The sequence below is a fragment of the Haloarchaeobius caseinilyticus genome, from assembly GCF_051207395.1.
Taxonomy (GTDB): Archaea; Halobacteriota; Halobacteria; order Halobacteriales; family Natrialbaceae; genus Haloarchaeobius.
This window is the reverse complement of sequence record NZ_JBPJZC010000001.1, coordinates 878,163-894,973: the sequence shown is the minus strand read 5'-3', so window position 1 is coordinate 894,973 and position 16,811 is coordinate 878,163. Positions and strand designations below refer to the sequence as shown.

The following is a 16,811-nucleotide window of genomic DNA, read 5'->3' as shown; positions in this document are numbered from 1 at the left end:
GCTGTAGGCGAGCTTTCGGTTTCTTCCTACTCTCTTTCAACTCGAGTGCGAGAGTGGCTGCTCTTTTCACGGCATCTCGTGGTGTTCGTTCAGACGAGCAGCGTGCGACTACCGGTGAAACGTGACCACCACCGAACAGTACCGCTGCCACGTCCTCCCCAACCGACTCGATTCGCTCGCCAGCGCGCGCCAGAGCCGTTGTGGAGGCTCGCCTTCGACACCGGTCGCTCCTCCACGCCACGATTTTTACCTGATACCGCGGCCACACTCGGCATCACCTGAAAACGGTCGCGCGGCGAACTCGGCGGGTGTGCGACGAACCGCCGCGCGAGCGGTGCCGTCGTCGTCTGTTCGCCAACCCTGAAAAGTCGTTATTCGATGGACAGCCCAGCGTGCCAGCGGTCGACGCCAGCTTCAGCTTTGACTGCGTCCATCTTCGCCAGCAGCTTCGTCGCCAGCGACGCGCACTCGGAGGCACGAGATTCGCCCTCGGTGCGGAACTCGCCAGTCTCGCGGTTCGCGTAGACAGAGCAGACCGCGCCGGCGCGCAGGCCGTAGACGTTAGCGATGGTGAGGATGGCAGAGGCTTCCATCTCGATATTCTTCACGTTCGCCTCTTTGAGGTGGTCGACGAGTTCCTCGCCGCCTTCGGCCATGAAGCCCTCGAACCCGGGGCGACCCTGGCCGGCGTAGAAGGAGTCCGCAGACATCGTGATGCCGGTGTGGTAGTCGTAGCCGAGGCGCTCGGCGGCGGCGACGAGCGCGCTCACGACTTCGAAGTCGGCCGTCGCCGGGTAGTCCTCGCGGACGTACTCGTCACTGGTTCCCTCTTGCCGGACCGCGCCGGTCGTGATGACGAGGTCACCGACGTCCATCTCGGACTGGATTGCGCCGCAGGAGCCGACGCGGATGAAAGTGTCCACGCCGACGCGAGCGAGTTCTTCGACCGCGATGGCCGCGGAGGGAGAGCCGATACCCGTCGAGGTGACCGAAATCGGTGCGTCGTCGTAGGTGCCGGTGGCGGTTCGGTACTCGCGGTGGTACGCTCGCTCTTCGTGGTCGTCCCAGAAGCTGGTGATCTTCTCGACGCGCTCCGGGTTGCCCGGGAGCAACACGGTGTCGGCCACGTCGCCGGGACCGACTTCGAGGTGATACTGCACGTCAGCGTTCGGGTCTTCGCTATCGCCAGTCATGCCCCCAAATTTCGCGGGGACCGAAAAAGGTCTGTTCAATCACCTCGGCCGAGCGTCTCGGCGCTGATTGCGTTCGGCAGCAACTCGCCCAGCGAGTACGCCGCGATGCCGTCCTCGCCCTCGTCGCAGAGCACGACGAGGTCGTCGTCGCAGAACTCCGAGAGCGTCTGTCGGCACATTCCACACGGAAGGACGCCATCGCGGTTCCCGGAGGCCACGGCGACACGCTCGAACTCGGTGTGGCCGTCTTTGACCGCGTGCGAGATGGCGACTTCTTCTGCGTGGAGGCTATTCGAGTAGTTCGCGTTCTCGATGTTGCAGCCACGGTACACCGTCCCGTCGGCCGTCTCGATGGCCGCCCCGACGGTGTACTCGGAGTAGGGAGCGTACGCTCGGTCGAGCATCGTGCGCGCTTCGGCGACGAGGTCGTCGTCATCCATAGCGACAACTACGACGACGGGTTTGAAGTAGCCACCGAGACGGGAGCGTCGGCGATGGGCCGTTGCCGGGACTCTCCAGCGCGCTGAATATCTGCTCAAGGTCGACAGGCCCGTACTGTCAGGTATGTTCAGAGCACTCGTCTTCTGTCTCGGACTGATAGAGTTCCTCTTCCCGAAACGGTTCGTCGACTTTTGGACGCGAGTCGCCTACGAGACGCCGGAAGAGTTCGAAGTCAAACGGTGGGTAGTGACCTCGGCACGGCTCGAAGGCCTGCTGTTCGTCCTGTTGGCACTCGTCGGGATGAAACGGGGTCCGAGCGCGGACTCCGAGGGTGAAGTAGTGGAAGTAGAAGTCGCGTAACCGTCGAGGAGTGTCGCGTTACTCCTCGCCGGAGTCGTAGTGGTCCCCGGCCGCTTCCGGGATTCGGGTCTTCCCGACGAAGACCAGCACCACGATGACCAGCAGGTACGGGAGCATCGTGAACACGTCACTCGGGACGGGCACGGCATCCTGCGTCTGGCGCTGGAGTGCCGTGAGGCCCGAGAACAGGAACGACGCCCCGAACGCGCCGATGGGGTTGTAGTTCCCGAACAGGAACGCGGCGATGGCGATGAACCCGCGGCCACCGGTCGCACCCGTCGTGTATCGACCGATGTTCAGGCCGATCCACGTGCCGCCGAGTCCGGCGAAGAAGCCGGACAGGAGCACGGCACTGTAGCGGACGCGGTCGACGCTCACGCCGACCGTATCCAGTGCCTTCGGGTTCTCCCCGCTCGCGCGAACCCACGCGCCGAACGAGGTGTGGTTCAGCACGTACCACGCCGTCGGGACGGACGCGATCATGAAGAACACGAACGGGTTCGCCTCGAACAGGATGGGGCCGATACCGGGGATGTCCGAGAGCAGCGGAATCGACCAGATGCCGACGGACTGCGTCGTCGGCGTCGTCTTCTGTCCGTAGAGGACGATCATCGCGAACGGCGCGACGCCGAGGGCGATGAGCCAGACGGCGAGGCCCGCAATAATCTGGTCGGCCTTGAACTCGATACAGACCGCGGCGAACAGTAGCGCGAGCAGCATACTCGCAAGGACGCCACCGGCTGCACCGAGCCACATCGCGCCCGTCCCGCCGACGATACCGTTCGTGTCGAGCAGGTGGGTCACGATGACTGCGAACAGCGCGGAGACGATGAGCAGGCCTTCGATACCAATGTTGATGACGCCACTCTTCTCGGCGAAGATGCCGCCGATAGCGGCGAGCGCGATGGGTGTCGCCAGTCGCAGCGCCGACTCGTAGGTCGTCGGCCGCTGGAGTGCGTCGATGGCGGCCTCGGCGAACACCACAGAGATGGTGTCGCCGACGACGACGTCGAGCACGAGCAACACGGCGAAGAGGCCGATGAGTCCGGCACCGACGCGTTCGCGGGTACCGAGTTCACTCATCGGACTCACCTCCGCTGGTCGCAGTACCGCCATCGGTAGCCACGGCCCGGTCGTCGTCGTCGAGCGTCACGAAGCGACGACCGAGCATCCGGAAGAACTCCGGCATGGCGACGAATAGGATGATGAGGCCAGTGAGGACACCGAGTAAGTCGCTCGGCACGTCCGTCGAGGACTCGATGGCCGCGGAGCCACTCTTGAACACGCCGAACAGCAGCGCCGACAGTCCCACACCCAGCGGGTTGTTCCCGGCGAGGATGGAGACCGTGATGCCGTCGAAGCCGAGCGACGGGATGGCAGAGGCCCAGCGGCCCTGCAGCATCAGGACGTATATCGCGCCGCCGATACCGCCGAGTGCGCCGGAGATGGCCATACTGGAGACCATCGTCTTTTCGGCGTCGACGCCACCGTACGTCGCGGCGTCCGGTTGGACACCGCTCACTCGCAGGTCGAACCCGAATGAAGTCCGGGTCAGGACGAGCGTGACACCCACTGCGAGTGCCACGGCGAGTCCGAGTGCGAGCAGCGAGACGCCGTCGTTCGAGTCGAACAAGACGGTCGGAATCATCGCGTTCTCGGGGACGCTCTTGGTCGCCGTGAGACCGCTCGCGCCGGGGTCCTGGAACCAGATTTTGACGAGCGTGGTCGCCAGACTCAGCGCGACGAAGTTGAGCATGATGGTCGTGATGACCTCGTTCGCGTCGGCGTACGCCTTGAGCGCTCCGGGAATCGCACCCCAGATACCGCCGGCGACCGCACCGGCGAACAGGCCGACGGGGACGAGGATGAGCGTTCCGACGATACCACTCGGCGCGTACGGTGCGACCGCGATGACCGTCAGCGGCGTCGCGAGCGCACCGAGGACGAGTTGTCCCTGCGTTCCGATGTTGAACATCCCGGCGCGGAACGCGACCGCGACGGAGAGGCCCGTGAACATCAGCAGGACCGTCTGGCGGAGTAACAGTCCCATCGCGATGTTCGTCGGGCTCCAGCCGCCGCCGGTCAAGCCGACGGAGCCGAGGAAGAACTGCATGTAGACGTACACCGGATTGTAACAGAACGTCTGCCCGGCGATTTCCAGTCCCTGCGCGCACGACGCGGGCCAGCCGGCGAGGAAGACGACGACGCCGCCGACGACGACTGCCATGGCCAGCGCGGCCAGACTGATGAGCAGTCGTTCGCCGTAGGAGGCGTCCAGCAGTCGTTGGAGGTACGCTTTCCAGCCACTGTCGCTCATCGAGCGTCACCTCCGTCGGTCGTGGCCGTCTGTGTCGACTGGCCGCCGTCGAGTTGCTGCCCGGCCATCAGGAGGCCGATCTCTTCTTCCGTTACGTCGTCCGGGTCGACTACGTCCATGAACTGTCCTTCGTAGATGACTGCGAGTCGGTCCGAGAGCTGCTGGACCTCGTCGAGTTTCGAGGAGACGAGCAGAATCGCCTTCCCCTCCGCCCGGAGGTCGAGCAGTCGGTCGTGGATGAATTCGATGGAACCGATGTCGACACCACGTGTCGGTTGGGTAGCGACGACCACGTCCGGATCACGCTCGAACTCCCGCCCGACGATGAACTTCTGCTGATTCCCGCCGGAGAAGGATTCTGCCGTCGCGTCGGTCGACGGTGGTCGAACGTCGTACGTCTCGACGATGTCGGAGGCGTGCTCTTCGGCGTGCTTCCAGTCGATGCGTTCGCCGTCGGTGAACGCCTCGGTGTGCTGGTTGCCGAGGACACCGTTTTCGACGAGGTCGTACTCCATCACGAGGCCGCGCTTCTGGCGGTCCTCGGGGATGTAGGACATGCCCGAGTGAATCCGTTCGCGGCGAGACATGTCGGTGATGTCCTCGTTCCAGAACTCGATGACACCGCTGTCGGGTGTGTCGAGGCCAGTGACGGCTTCGATGAGTTCTGCCTGTCCGTTCCCGTCGACACCAGCGATGCCGAACACCTCGCCTTCGCGAACCTCGAAGTCGAGTTCGTCGACGACTCGCATCCCGTCGCTGTTCTCGACGACGAGGTCCGAGGTCGAGAGGACAGGGTCACCGGGTGTGGCCGGGTCCTTGTCGACTTCTAGCATCACTTCGCGCCCGACCATCGCTTCCGCGAGTTCCTCGCGGGTCGTGTTCGCCGCGTCGACCGTGGCGACACCCTTCCCGTCTCGCAGGACGGTGATGTCGTCGGCCGCCTCCATCGCCTCGTTCAGTTTGTGCGTGATGAAGATGACGCTCTTGCCACGGTCGGTGAGTTCGTCGATGACGCCGAGGAGTTCGTCGATCTCCTGTGGCGTCAAGACGGCAGTCGGTTCGTCGAGAATGAGGACTTCCGCACCGCGGTACAGTGCCTTCAGAATCTCGACGCGCTGTTGTTCGCCGACGCTCACGTCTTCGACCAGTTCGGTCGGGCTCACGTCGAAGCCGTAGCGTTCGCTCAGGGCGGCAATCTCTTCGCGGGCCCGCTCGTGGTCGACCGTCGTGCCGAACCACTTTCGCGGTTCGTTTCCGAGCGTGACGTTCTCGGCGACGGTCATCGTGTCGACCAGCATGAAGTGCTGGTGGATCATCCCGATGCCCGCGTCGATGGCGTCCGCTGGGGTGTCGAACTGCTGTGGCTCGCCATCGACGTATATCGTTCCTTCGTTCGGTTCGTACAGGCCGTAGAGGACGTTCATCAACGTCGTCTTCCCGGCACCGTTCTCGCCGAGTAAAGCGTGGACGCTTCCCCGTTCGACGTCGAGCGTCACCGAATCGTTTGCGACGACGCCGGGGAACCGCTTCGTGATGTCCTCGAGTCGGACCGCGGAATTCTTACTCATCTCGTCTCCTCCTCAGGGCTCTCATCGTTGGTCAGGTGCTACGCTACGTTACGGTTCCGTGGGGACGCTGATGTCGCCTGCGATGATCTCCTCACGCGAGGTCTTCAACTTGTCCTTGACGCCCTGCGGAATCTCCGAGCCGAGCGTCTGGCCGTAGACGGCCTCGACACCGTTCTTGTCGAGACCGAGGGTCACGACATCGCCGCCCTTGTAGTTGTCGTCGACGACGTTGCCGACGGCGGTGAGGACCGCTTCGTCCACGCGCTTGACCATACTCGCGAGGATGTAGTCCTTGAAGTCGGCCTCGCTCTCGGACTGGTCCGCGTCGACACCGATGGCGTAGCGGCCCTTCTCCTTCGCAGCCTGGAACACGCCGAGACCGGTCGCACCGGCGGCGTGGTAGACGATGTCCGCACCGTCTTCGTACATCGAGAGGGCGGCCTCCTTGCCACCGGTCGGGTCGGCGAAGTCGCCGACGTAGGTGGAACTGACGCTCACGTCGTTGCCTGCGTGCTCGACGCCCTTCTTGTAGCCAGCCTCGAACTTCTTGATGAGGGGAGCCTCGACGCCACCGACGAAGCCGACCTTCGACTCGCCGGACTTCGTGGCCGCCTTCGAGGTCTCGAACTCCTGGTTCGTCAGGAGGCCGGCCATGTAGCCGACCTGGAACGAGCCCTGGTGCTCCTTGAAGACGTAGTTCGCGACGTTGTCGGACTCGACGACGGAGTCGACGAGCATGAAGTTCTGGTCGGGGTAGTCCTTCGCGTTCGCTTCGAGTGCCTTCGTCTGGGCGAAACCGATGCAGCAGACGAGGTCGTACTCGGGGTCGGTCGACTCGGCGAACCGGCGCTGTGCCGGCTTGAAGTCGGGGTCGGACTCCGGCTGGCGCTCCTGGAACGCGATGTCGTACTCCTCTTTCGCGTCCTTGACGCCGCGCTGGGCCATGTCGTTGAACGACTTGTCGCCCAGGCCACCCTTGGCGTACACCATGCCGATGTTGGCTGCTGCACCGCCACTGCCGCCGCCGAAGCTACCCATACATCCGGCGAGTCCTGCAAGTCCTAGTGTTCCGATGCTTTTCAGGTACGTCCGCCTGTCACCCTTCATATATCGGTGTACCATGAACGACCGTGATTTAAACCCGTCGGAGCACAGTCGCTACCTCGCCAACTGGACAGAAATATTTAGCAATAATTAGTGTGAAATATTACTACTCGTACGCAATATCCAGGGGGAATATATATTTGCTTCGCGGCCGGAGGCTGGCACTAACGCTTGCGTCGGCCGTCGGTAGACACGCGCTTCTGTCTGTCTTGTCAACTTCGCCGGAACCGAAAATCTGTCCGACGGCGACCGGAACCACAGCCCGAAATTGCCGTAAAATTTTCATAAATTTGTGCCGGTTTCGGCAGTGAGTTGGGCGTTACTGTGCCGCGGTTACCGCTTCCTCGACCGTGGCGACGGCCGACTCGACGAGTGCTTCTACGTCTTCGCTCTCGGCGTACACGCGCACGTACGGTTCGGTCCCGCTGGGGCGAACGAGGACCCACGAGCCGTCCGGTCGGTCGACGCGAACACCGTAGTCGGTGTCGACGGTTCCCTCCGGGAACTGTTCGGGGAGCGTCGTCGCCAGTCGTTCCATCGCACCCGTCTTGGCGTCGTCCGGGCAGTCGACGCTGACCTTCCGGTACGGTCGCTCGTTCACCGGGGCTCTGAGTGCCGCGACGCTGCCGCGTTCGGCGACGAGTCGTGAGAGGACCGCCGCACTCACGACGCCGTCTATCCAGCCACCGAAGGGGACGTGAATGTGCTTCCACGGTTCGGCGGCGAAGACGACTTCGGTGTCCTCGTCACCTGCCGCTTCCTCCCGGGCGATACCCTCGTGGAGTGCGCCGAGTCGGACGCGCTCGACCCGCCCGCCAGCGGCTTCGACACGTTCGTCGATGCGAGCAGACGCGTTCGGCGTGGTCACGACCACGGGGTCGGCTTTGGTCGCCTGCCGGACGTAGAACTCGGCGAGGATGGCGAGGATGGTGTCCTCGTGGATGATTTCACCGTCACCGGTGGCGACCACGATGCGGTCGGCGTCGCCATCGTGTGCCAGCCCGAGGTCGAAGTCGCTCCGACCGAGGAAGGCGACGAGGTCGGTCAGCGTCTCGGCGGTCGGCTTCGACTCGCGGGCCGGGAAGTGCCCGTCGACGTTCGCGTTGAGTGCGACGACCTCTGCACCGAGCTTTCGCAGGACTTGCGGCGTGCCCAGACTGCCCATGCCGGTCCCGCAGTCGACGGCGACGCTGACACCCTGCAGCGGTTCGACGGCGTCGACGTCGGAGCCGTCTTGGTCACCGATACTGCGGGCGTAGTCTGCGATCGCGTCCTGATACTCGTCGAGAATAGCCTGCTGATAGCTGTCACCCCACTCGTCCCACGGCACGGTGGGCGTCTCGTCGGCGACACGGTCTTCGACCTGCAGCTCGGCGTCGCGGTCGTACTCGGTACCGTCGTCGAACACTTTGATACCGTTGTCCGTCGGCGGGTTGTGACTGGCGGTGAGCATCACGCCGCGTCGCCCCTTCGAGGCGTACGCGAGTGCTGGCGTCGGCACCATCCCGACACGGTAGACATCTGCCCCCGCACTCTCCAACCCGGCTTCCATCGCGGCGGCGAGCGCTGGACCGGTCTCGCGGCCGTCTCGACCGACGACGAACTCCCCTCCGTCGAATCCGACCGCTCGCCCGACGGCGAGTGCCAGCTCGGGCGTGACGACTTCGTCGACGGGGCCTCGAATCCCTGCAGTCCCGAATAGCGTCATTGCCGGGGATTTTGCCGGGGAGTACGTATGTGTTGGCATCCAGTCGCTCCACCCCACTCGGGCTGCGGCCATGGCAGAGAGCCCTGATTTCGGCCGATTCGACGGCCCGACAGTCGACGACACACCGAGCGATATCGACCTCGGGTTTATGCGGGAGTGCGGCGAACCAGTGGACGATGCGTTGGATACCGCCACGACAGGGAGCCGGTGAGTCGGGATGTACGACGTGAGCGACGTCCTTCCCGTGGCGGCGCTCAGGCCGGGGACGAACCTCCTCGTCACCGGCCCGCCGATGACCGGGAAGTACGACCTCTGCTGTGCGCTGTTGCGAGATGGACACGGCCACGGTGACAGTGGCCTGTTCCTCACCACGCAGCACGTGGACGACGACGTTCGAAGCGACGTGGACCGACCAGCGGACACGCCGCCGCTCGCCGTCGTCGACTGCGTCTCGCGCGAACGAGGCCGTGACGTGACCGACGACCACACGACGCGCTACGTCTCCTCGCCCGGTGACTTCACCGCGGCCGGTATGTCTTCGTCACGACTGCTCGATATCTTCGACCAGCGAGACGTCCGGACGCGCGTCGTCGTCGACTCCATCTCGACGCTGCTCGGGCAGGCCGACGTGAAGACCGTGTTTCGGTTCCTCCACATCCTCTCGGGCCGAATCAGCGCCGCCGATGGCGTCGGCTTCGCGACGCTCGACGCGACGCAACACGACGGACAGACGAACAATACGGTCCGGCAACTGTTCGACGGACTGGTTGAGACACGAAACGGCGAAGCGGGGCGAGAACTGCGTGTCGTCGGGCTCGGTGACGGGCCGACCGACTGGGAACGGTTCTGACTCGGCTGAGGCTGGTCGATACTGCTCGAAAATGGTGTCGCCGGAGCCGCCTCCTCAGAGTTCGACGCCGCTCGGAATCAGACTCTCGCCTCGCAGCAACTCGCCCGTCTGGTCGTAGACGAGGAACGTTCGTTTCTCGTAGGTCACGTACTGTTCACCTTCTATCTCGATATCGACCGTGTACAGGCCGTCACCGTCGTCGGACTCGCCGTAGCGTCGCGCCGCTCTGATAAATCGGAGTACGTCGTCGGCGTCCTCGTTCAGTTCGAGAATAAAGTCGCCCGTGACTCGGTTCGTGACGCTCACGACGCCGCGAGCGTCGTCGGCGTCGACGTTCGTCTGTAACCTGAACGCCACGTCAGTCTCTCGGGCATCGAGCGGGTCTTCGTCGTCGACTCCCGTGAGGCGCTCACGGAGTGTCGAGACGGGGCCTTCGAACTCGATAGTGACCGTCGGCTTCGTCGGTTCCCCACCGTCGTCGACCCAGGCAGTGTCGCTGACCTGCAGGGTGAAGTAGTCGCGCCTCATCAGTCGTACGCGGATTAGTACTCATGGCGTAAGAACGTGACGCTACCGTGAACCTCGATGTGCAGGCTTTCAAGTGTCGGGACGCCAGTTCGGGCCACGACTGGGGCCGGTCGGTGATTCGGTGAGCACCCTTCGACGGGGGCGGTTCGACAGGTTTTACGGTGGTCCGTGCGCGCTGTCGGTGTATGGTATGGATAAATTCGGAGTACAGCGAGGAATTCGCCGTCCTCTCGGCGTGGCTCTCGCTGTTGCTCCCGTGGTCGGTGGCCTACGGGCGTCTCTCCGTGACGGGTGGGGCCGAGAAGGAGACGACGGTCGTCATCCTGCGTTTTCCGCTGTTCGGGCTACGATACGTCCTTGGGTCGGGCATTTTAGACGGGACGACGTTGAAGACGCCGTGGGGATTCTTTCAGGAGACCTCGGGCCAACTCCCGGGACAGGCAGCGGCGCATCTCGCCTGGGTCGTCGCCGCCGCAATCATCCTCGTCCTCTTCGTGGTGAGCCTGCTGATGTACTTCGAATACGACGAAGCGAAGGCACTCCCCGGCAACGGCGTGTACGTCGTCGGTGCGTTGCTCGTCCTGCTCGGCGTCGTCTACACCGCGGCATCGCTGCAACTGAGCGCGACGCAGGGGACGAAGCTTCTCGGGCTCCAGCAGTTCCTGCCCATCGGTTTGCTCGGAACGCTCATCGTCTTCGTCCTCGGCGGGCTGAACCTGTTCGCAGACCGGACGTGAGCGGACATCTCGTCCGCGAAACGGCCATCTGATTTAAGTCGCGGGTCTGCTTACGTTGCCGATAACCCGGTCGTCCCCCGCCGAGTCGTCGATTCGTCTCGTTTCGACCCCGGTCCGACCGGTCGGTTACAATGTCAGGTGAAACGACAGGAAACGAGAGTCGGTCGGCCAGCGATAGCCGAGCAGCAGCGTCGGCTGCCCGGGCCGAACCGACCTCGCTCACCGACCGGATTCGGTCGGTTCTCCAGTTGCTGCAGGGGACGACCATCTCCCGCGAACCGTACACGCCAGCGAGTCACGGCCCGCTGGTCTCGTTCGACGGCCTCGACGGCTACGAGGAACGAAATCGGTACTGGGTGAACGCACCGTACGCCTTCGTCAGCATCAACCACGACGACAAACGGAACGAACACCTGTACCACGTCGTCGAACCAGAACTCGACGACTACGAACACGACCTGCTCGAAACGCTGTTCGAGGACATCCGCGACCCGCTCGTCTACCGACGCGACTTGGACGGCCGCGACGCCGAGGAAGTGCTGGACGACGCACTACACGACCATCTCGAAAAGTACGGGGCGGACGTGGACATGAAGACGTACCACAAGCTGTTCTACTACCTTTGGCGGGCGTTCCGGGGCTACGGGAAACTCGACCCCGTGATGCACGACCCACACGTCGAGGACATCTCGTGTGACGGCTACGAGCTCCCACTGTTCGTCTACCACGACGACTACACCGACATCGAGACGAACGTCTCGTTCGCACAAGAGGAACTGGACAACTTCGTCGTCCGGCTCGCCCAGCACTCCGGTCGCCACATCAGTATCGGCGACCCGATGGTCGAGACGACGCTGCCCGACGGCTCGCGTGCCGAACTCGCGCTCGGCGAGGAAGTCACGCCCCGTGGCTCGGCGTTCACCATCCGGAAGTACGCCGACGAGCCGTTCACGCCCATCGACCTGCTCGACTACGGGACGTTCAACATCGACCAGATGGCCTACCTCTGGCTCGCCATCGAGAACAACAAGTCGCTCATCTTCGCCGGCGGGACGGCGTCGGGGAAGACGACGAGCATGAACGCCATCTCGATGTTCATTCCGCCACGTTCGAAGGTGTTGACCATCGAGGACACCCGGGAACTCGCCCTGTATCACGACAACTGGCTCTCCTCGGTGACTCGTGAGCGCATCCACGAAGGAACCGACGTGACGATGTACGACCTGCTACGCTCTGCACTGCGTCACCGGCCCGAGTACATCATCGTCGGGGAGGTCCGTGGTGAAGAGGCCATCACGCTGTTCCAGGCGATGAACACCGGTCACACCACCTACTCGACGATGCACGCGGACTCGGTGCGGACGGTCATCAATCGACTGGAGAACGAACCCATCAACGTCCCACGGTCGATGGTCCAGAGTCTGGACATCCTCTGTGTGCAGGGCCTCACCCGACTCAACGGTGAGCGGGTCCGCCGGAACCGGACCATCGCCGAAATCGAGGGCATCGACCAACGGACCGGCGAGCTCGATTACTCGACCGCGTTCACGTGGGACCCGAACGACGACACGTTCGGTTCGTCTGGGTCTGAAGTCCTCGACGAGATTCGTGACGAACGCGGGTGGACCCAGCAGGAACTGCTCAGCGAACTGCGCAATCGCAGGCGGTTCCTCGAATACCTGTGGGAGCACGACATCACGGACTACCGTCGCTTCACCGCGATGATCAACGAGTACTACGCGGACTCGGAACGGGCGATGACGCAGGTCGACACGGTCGAAGACGACTCGACTTCGGCGGCCGGGGAGGATGGGGCGAACGGGGAGGCCGAGATGGCGGAGACCGACTGAAATGTCCTGGGCGAACTACGTCCCGCTCGTCGTCGCCATCGCGCTCGCACTGCCGGTCGTACTGGCTCCGTACTCGGTGCGGGCGAATCGCATCATCACGAGGCTCGCGCTCGTCATTTTCGGGAGCTACGCGAGTCTCCACGGTCGGAACAAGGCGATTCGGAAAGGATTCTTGCGAGCGGCCCACATCCCGACGACGTACCGGACGTACTCGGCGAAGACGTTGCTGTACGCGGGCGTGTTCGCACTCGTCGGGTCTATCTCCGGGATGTACTTCATCTGGTTCGGACTTATCCTGCTGGCCATCGACGAGGAGACGATTCGGTCCGTCTTCCCCGATAACCTGCACTTCCTGACGAACTTCGTCGGCCTCCCGACCATCTCCGTGTTCGAGTTGTTCGCGCTGATGGCCGTCACCAGCCTCACGCTGGGACTGGGGTTCGGGGCGATGGTCTACTGGTACCGCTGGTGGTATCCGCAGTACGTCGCCGACGAGCGCGAACGACGCATCGAGGCGTCGCTGCCGCGAACCATCGCGTTCATCTACGCACTGTCTCGCTCCGGGATGGAGTTCCCGAAGGTGATGCGCATCCTCGCCGAGAACCGGCACATCTACGGCGACTCTGCCGACGAAGTCCACGTCGCAGTCCGAAACATGGACATGTTCGGGCAAGACCTCATCACTGCCATCCACACCATGGCTCGGCGCTCGCCGAGTGGGCAGTTCAAGGAGTTCTCGGAGAACCTCGCCAGCGTCTTGCAGTCCGGCCGGTCGCTCTCTGACTTCCTCCACCAGCAGTACGAGGACTTTCAGGAGGAAGCCGAGGCACAACAGGAGAAGCTCTTGAGCAGGCTGGCGACGCTCGCCGAAGTGTACGTGACGGCGCTCGTCGCGCTTCCGCTCTTTCTCATCACCATCCTCGTCGTCCTCGGCATCGCCGTCGGCGACACGCTCGACCCGCTTCGCGTGTTCGTCTACGTCATCGTCCCGTGTGGGAACATCATCTTCATCATCTACCTGCTCTCGGTGACGGACACGCTCGGTGTGGGTCGTCGCTACGAGCAGGTCGACCCGCCCGTCGACGGCCTCGCGGGCATCAGGCGGGCCGGGCCGTCGCAGGTACAGCCCGACGGAGGCTACGAGACGGCGACCGAAAATCGCCTGCGTCTCGACGCGTATCGGCAGTTCCGTTGGCTCCGGGGCAAACTCGGGAACCCGGTCCGGACGGTCGTCGAGCGACCAATCGCCGTGTTCTGGGTAACGGTTCCGCTCGCCATCCTGCTCGTGTTGGTCCGGTTCCCGGCGAACCTCGGTCCGGCCGGGGTCAACATCCGGACGTTCGACGACGTGCTCATTCAGGCGCTCCTGTTCGTCGTCGGGACGTTCGCCATCGCCTTCGAGGTGCACCGCCGTCGGAGCGAGGCCATCGAGGCCGCGGTTCCGGACTTGCTCGACCGCCTCGCCAGCGTCAACGAGGCCGGGATGACCGTCGTCGAGTCCATCAAACGCGTCCGCGACTCCGAACTCGGTGCGCTCGACACCGAGATGGACCGCGTTTGGGCCGACATCAAGTGGGGTGCCGACATCGAGACCGCGCTCAAGCGGTTCGAAGCCCGGCTCAGGACGCAGATAATCTCTCGGGTCGTCACGCTCACGACCAAGGCGATGAATGCCAGCGGCGACCTCGCCACCGTGTTGCGAATCGCGGCCAGTCAGGCCAAAGCCGACCGGCGACTCCAGCGAACCCGCAGACAGGAGATGTCGACGTACATGGTCGTCGTCTACCTCGGCTTCTTCGTCTTCCTGTTCATCATCGTCGTCCTCTCGGTGTGGCTGCTCCCGAGTCTCCCCGACGGCGGCACTGCGACGGCACTGAACGCGAGCAACGCCGGCACCGGGTCGGGCGCAGCGAACGTCCCGGCCGTCGCTGGCGTCGGGCAGGCTGGCAGCGTCGACAAGGACGCCTACACGCTGGTGTTCTTCCACGCGGCAGTCTTGCAGGGGCTCCTCTCTGGCCTCATCGCGGGGCAACTCTCCTCCGGTGACGTGCGGACCGGCGCGAAACACGCCGCCGTCCTCGTCGCGCTCGCGTACGCGACGTTCCTCGTACTGATTCCCGGTCCCTGACTCGATACCGGACCCGGAGTCACTCTCTGCGTATTCGAGTCGAACCCCTTACTTCGCCGTGGTGCGACCAGTGCGACATGGACCGCTCGCGGCGCACGACTCGTGACACATACGACCGAATCTCGGCCCACTTCGCGAAGACGCGCGAGTACGCCTGGCCAGAGGTCGAGTCGTTTGTCGCCGACGCGCCCGCTGGCGAACGCGGACTGGACCTCGGTTGCGGAAACGCCCGCCACGCCGAGGTACTGACGTCGAAGTGCGACCACGTCGTCGGACTCGACCTCTCGCGTGGCTTGCTCGACACTGCTCGCGAGCGCGCCACGGGACGCGACTTCGCCGTCGACCTCGTGCAGGGCGATGCCTCCAGACTCCCGATTCGGGACGACAGCGTCGACCTCGCAGTGTACGTCGCGACGTTGCACCACCTGCCGACGCGCGAGGCACGTCGTGCCAGTCTGAACGAACTCGCTCGCGTGCTCACACCCGGCGGCCGGGCGCTCGTCTCGGTCTGGTCGACCGCGCACGACACCTTCGACCGCGAGGAGTCGTTCGACACCGAGGTCGACTGGACGCTCCCCGGCGGCGTCACTGTCCCGCGGTACTACCACATCTACTCGCCCGACGAGTTCGACGCGGACCTCGAATCGAGCGACTGTACTGTCCTGCATTCCGAACTTTCTTCCGGCAACTGTTACGCGACGATTACGGCGAGTGAACAGTAAAGCCCATAAGGCGTGACTGAGAACCGATAGATGCGCACACCCGTTGGTGTGGGAATCGCGTGCCGCGTTGGGCCCTCGCGCACGGCTCTACGCGGCGTCCTCGGCGTCGCATCCCGCGTCGCCCCGTTCGTGCGCCGGCAAGTCGTAGTGACCCCGGAACGCGGACGCGTGCAGGCACTTCTGCTGTGGACTTCGTCACGAGCGACGGCGCTCGACTCGTCGCCGGTCGACGAAATTCCGAAGTGTTTTGTGCCCCTCGGTGCGACTGTTCAAATGCGAAGACCGCGCACCGGTGGTCTAATGGCAAGACCTTGGCCTTCCAAGCCAATGATCCGGGTTCAATTCCCGGCTGGTGCACTTCTCTCGTAACCGCGACCGAATAGCGCCGCGACTGGCTGGCGTGGCGTTTCGCTCGGTCACTACATCGTCTCTGTTCGGCCTGTCGTCTCCGGAAGAACATCGACAGCGACGCGAGGAGCGTCACGACGAACGCAGTTACGCCGACAGTATTTCCCGTCGACGACGGCCCGAGAACGTTCGAGACACCTCCGGCGACCACGAACGCGACGACCACCGACAGCAGGAGCCAGCCAACAGTGTGTTCGACCGCTGTCTGCGCCCGTTCGGTGTCGACGTCGTCGCGCAAGAGGAGGTGGTGATAGAGCGCGAACGAAGCGACGAACGTCCCGACGAACGCGAGGGTCGCGACGGCTTCGGCCAGCAGCCGAATCGGACCGACGGCGGCGAGGTCGCGGCCGAACGCACCGACGACGAGCGTCCACGTGGTCATCGTGACCGCGAACGCAACGACTGCGACCAGTACGGTCAGGACCAGCCAGCCGAGGTTCCACGTCCCACTCGGTTCTGCCGACGACATAGCCAGAGGGAGGTCATGAACGCTATTTATCAGTTTCTCGGGCTAGCTTTAGGTCTGGAACCGACGAACCGACTGTCATGCCGACAGACATCTCCCTCGGCGGCCGGACGTTCGCAGGCGTCGAGAACGACGGCGGCGAGGTTTCTGGTGACACGACGATGCGCTTCGAACAGGACGGTGACCGCGTCAGCGCGACGTATTCCGGTGGGAGCATCGTCGAGGGTCACCTCGTGGGAACCTTCGACGGCGAGCGATTAGACATTCGGTACGTCCAGTTGCACGACGACGGCGAGACGGCTACCGGCCACTCCATCGGTGCGGTTACGCTCCTCGACGACGGGCGAGTCCGCATCGAAGACGAGTGGGAGTGGGAGTCGAAGGCCGGCGGTGGGTCGAGCGTGCTGGAAGAAGTCCGCGAGTGAGGAGAC

At 63.9% G+C, this 16,811-nt stretch carries 15 protein-coding genes and 1 tRNA gene; 8 read left to right on the top strand and 8 right to left on the bottom strand.

Annotated features, from left to right (window positions below):
• Nucleotides 1-371 precede the first annotated feature (371 nt).
• Together ACSC1P_RS04685 and cdd are read right to left on the bottom strand one after the other, a co-directional pair.
• A complete protein-coding gene (locus ACSC1P_RS04685; RefSeq protein WP_435358971.1) occupies nucleotides 372-1,193 on the bottom strand; it encodes a nucleoside phosphorylase in 822 nt (273 codons plus the stop codon).
• 35 nt (nucleotides 1,194-1,228) lie between these two features.
• Nucleotides 1,229-1,633, bottom strand: a complete 405-nt coding sequence (gene cdd / locus ACSC1P_RS04680; protein ID WP_435358970.1) for a cytidine deaminase — start codon at nucleotides 1,631-1,633, stop codon at nucleotides 1,229-1,231.
• A gap of 124 nt (nucleotides 1,634-1,757) precedes the next feature.
• On the opposite strand from cdd, the gene ACSC1P_RS04675 reads away from it, so the two are divergent.
• Nucleotides 1,758-1,994: a hypothetical protein gene (locus ACSC1P_RS04675; RefSeq protein WP_435358969.1), complete on the top strand. Its 237-nt coding sequence runs from the start codon at nucleotides 1,758-1,760 to the stop codon at nucleotides 1,992-1,994.
• An 18-nt stretch (nucleotides 1,995-2,012) separates the two neighbouring features.
• Here the strand turns inward: ACSC1P_RS04675 and ACSC1P_RS04670 are convergent, their stop codons facing one another.
• The 5 genes from ACSC1P_RS04670 to ACSC1P_RS04650 all read right to left on the bottom strand — a co-directional run bounded on the left by ACSC1P_RS04670 (nucleotide 2,013) and on the right by ACSC1P_RS04650 (nucleotide 8,691).
• A complete protein-coding gene (locus ACSC1P_RS04670) occupies nucleotides 2,013-3,077 on the bottom strand; it encodes an ABC transporter permease (protein ID WP_435358968.1) in 1,065 nt (354 codons plus the stop codon).
• Nucleotides 3,070-4,311: an ABC transporter permease gene (locus ACSC1P_RS04665; protein WP_435358967.1), complete on the bottom strand. Its 1,242-nt coding sequence runs from the start codon at nucleotides 4,309-4,311 to the stop codon at nucleotides 3,070-3,072. The genes ACSC1P_RS04670 and ACSC1P_RS04665 overlap by 8 nt, the downstream gene beginning before the upstream one ends.
• Nucleotides 4,308-5,879, bottom strand: a complete 1,572-nt coding sequence (locus ACSC1P_RS04660) for an ABC transporter ATP-binding protein (protein WP_435358966.1) — start codon at nucleotides 5,877-5,879, stop codon at nucleotides 4,308-4,310. The genes ACSC1P_RS04665 and ACSC1P_RS04660 overlap by 4 nt, the downstream gene beginning before the upstream one ends.
• A 48-nt stretch (nucleotides 5,880-5,927) precedes the next feature.
• Nucleotides 5,928-6,986, bottom strand: a complete 1,059-nt coding sequence (locus ACSC1P_RS04655; RefSeq protein WP_435358965.1) for a BMP family lipoprotein — start codon at nucleotides 6,984-6,986, stop codon at nucleotides 5,928-5,930.
• A gap of 316 nt (nucleotides 6,987-7,302) precedes the next feature.
• Nucleotides 7,303-8,691, bottom strand: a complete 1,389-nt coding sequence (locus ACSC1P_RS04650; protein WP_435358964.1) for a phosphopentomutase/phosphoglucosamine mutase — start codon at nucleotides 8,689-8,691, stop codon at nucleotides 7,303-7,305.
• Nucleotides 8,692-8,908: 217 nt separating this feature from the next.
• On the opposite strand from ACSC1P_RS04650, the gene ACSC1P_RS04645 reads away from it, so the two are divergent.
• Nucleotides 8,909-9,541 (top strand): RAD55 family ATPase, encoded by a 633-nt coding sequence (locus tag ACSC1P_RS04645; protein ID WP_435358963.1) that lies wholly within the window; start codon nucleotides 8,909-8,911, stop codon nucleotides 9,539-9,541.
• Between the two features lie 54 nt (nucleotides 9,542-9,595).
• On the opposite strand, the gene ACSC1P_RS04640 is transcribed toward ACSC1P_RS04645, so the two are convergent.
• The gene (locus tag ACSC1P_RS04640) at nucleotides 9,596-10,069 is read right to left on the bottom strand and encodes a DUF5793 family protein (protein ID WP_435358962.1); all 474 of its coding nucleotides are present in this window, start codon (nucleotides 10,067-10,069) and stop codon (nucleotides 9,596-9,598) included.
• 185 nt (nucleotides 10,070-10,254) lie between these two features.
• On the opposite strand from ACSC1P_RS04640, the gene ACSC1P_RS04635 reads away from it, so the two are divergent.
• The 6 genes from ACSC1P_RS04635 (at nucleotide 10,255) to ACSC1P_RS04610 (ending at nucleotide 16,805) form a co-directional block, all read left to right on the top strand.
• Nucleotides 10,255-10,806 carry a DUF7549 family protein gene (locus ACSC1P_RS04635; RefSeq protein WP_435358961.1) on the top strand — a complete coding sequence of 184 codons (552 nt, stop codon included), beginning with the start codon at nucleotides 10,255-10,257 and terminating at the stop codon, nucleotides 10,804-10,806.
• A 131-nt stretch (nucleotides 10,807-10,937) separates the two neighbouring features.
• Nucleotides 10,938-12,656 (top strand): type II/IV secretion system ATPase subunit, encoded by a 1,719-nt coding sequence (locus tag ACSC1P_RS04630; protein WP_435358960.1) that lies wholly within the window; start codon nucleotides 10,938-10,940, stop codon nucleotides 12,654-12,656.
• A 1-nt stretch (nucleotide 12,657) separates the two neighbouring features.
• Nucleotides 12,658-14,784 carry a type II secretion system F family protein gene (locus ACSC1P_RS04625; protein ID WP_435358959.1) on the top strand — a complete coding sequence of 709 codons (2,127 nt, stop codon included), beginning with the start codon at nucleotides 12,658-12,660 and terminating at the stop codon, nucleotides 14,782-14,784.
• 77 nt (nucleotides 14,785-14,861) lie between these two features.
• On the top strand, nucleotides 14,862-15,506 hold the full coding sequence (locus ACSC1P_RS04620) for a class I SAM-dependent methyltransferase (RefSeq protein WP_435358958.1): 645 nt from the start codon (nucleotides 14,862-14,864) through the stop codon (nucleotides 15,504-15,506).
• A 286-nt stretch (nucleotides 15,507-15,792) separates the two neighbouring features.
• Nucleotides 15,793-15,863, top strand: a tRNA-Gly gene (locus tag ACSC1P_RS04615).
• 597 nt (nucleotides 15,864-16,460) lie between these two features.
• Nucleotides 16,461-16,805 carry an avidin-fold protein gene (locus ACSC1P_RS04610; RefSeq protein WP_435358957.1) on the top strand — a complete coding sequence of 115 codons (345 nt, stop codon included), beginning with the start codon at nucleotides 16,461-16,463 and terminating at the stop codon, nucleotides 16,803-16,805.
• The last annotated feature ends 6 nt before the right edge of the window (nucleotides 16,806-16,811 follow it).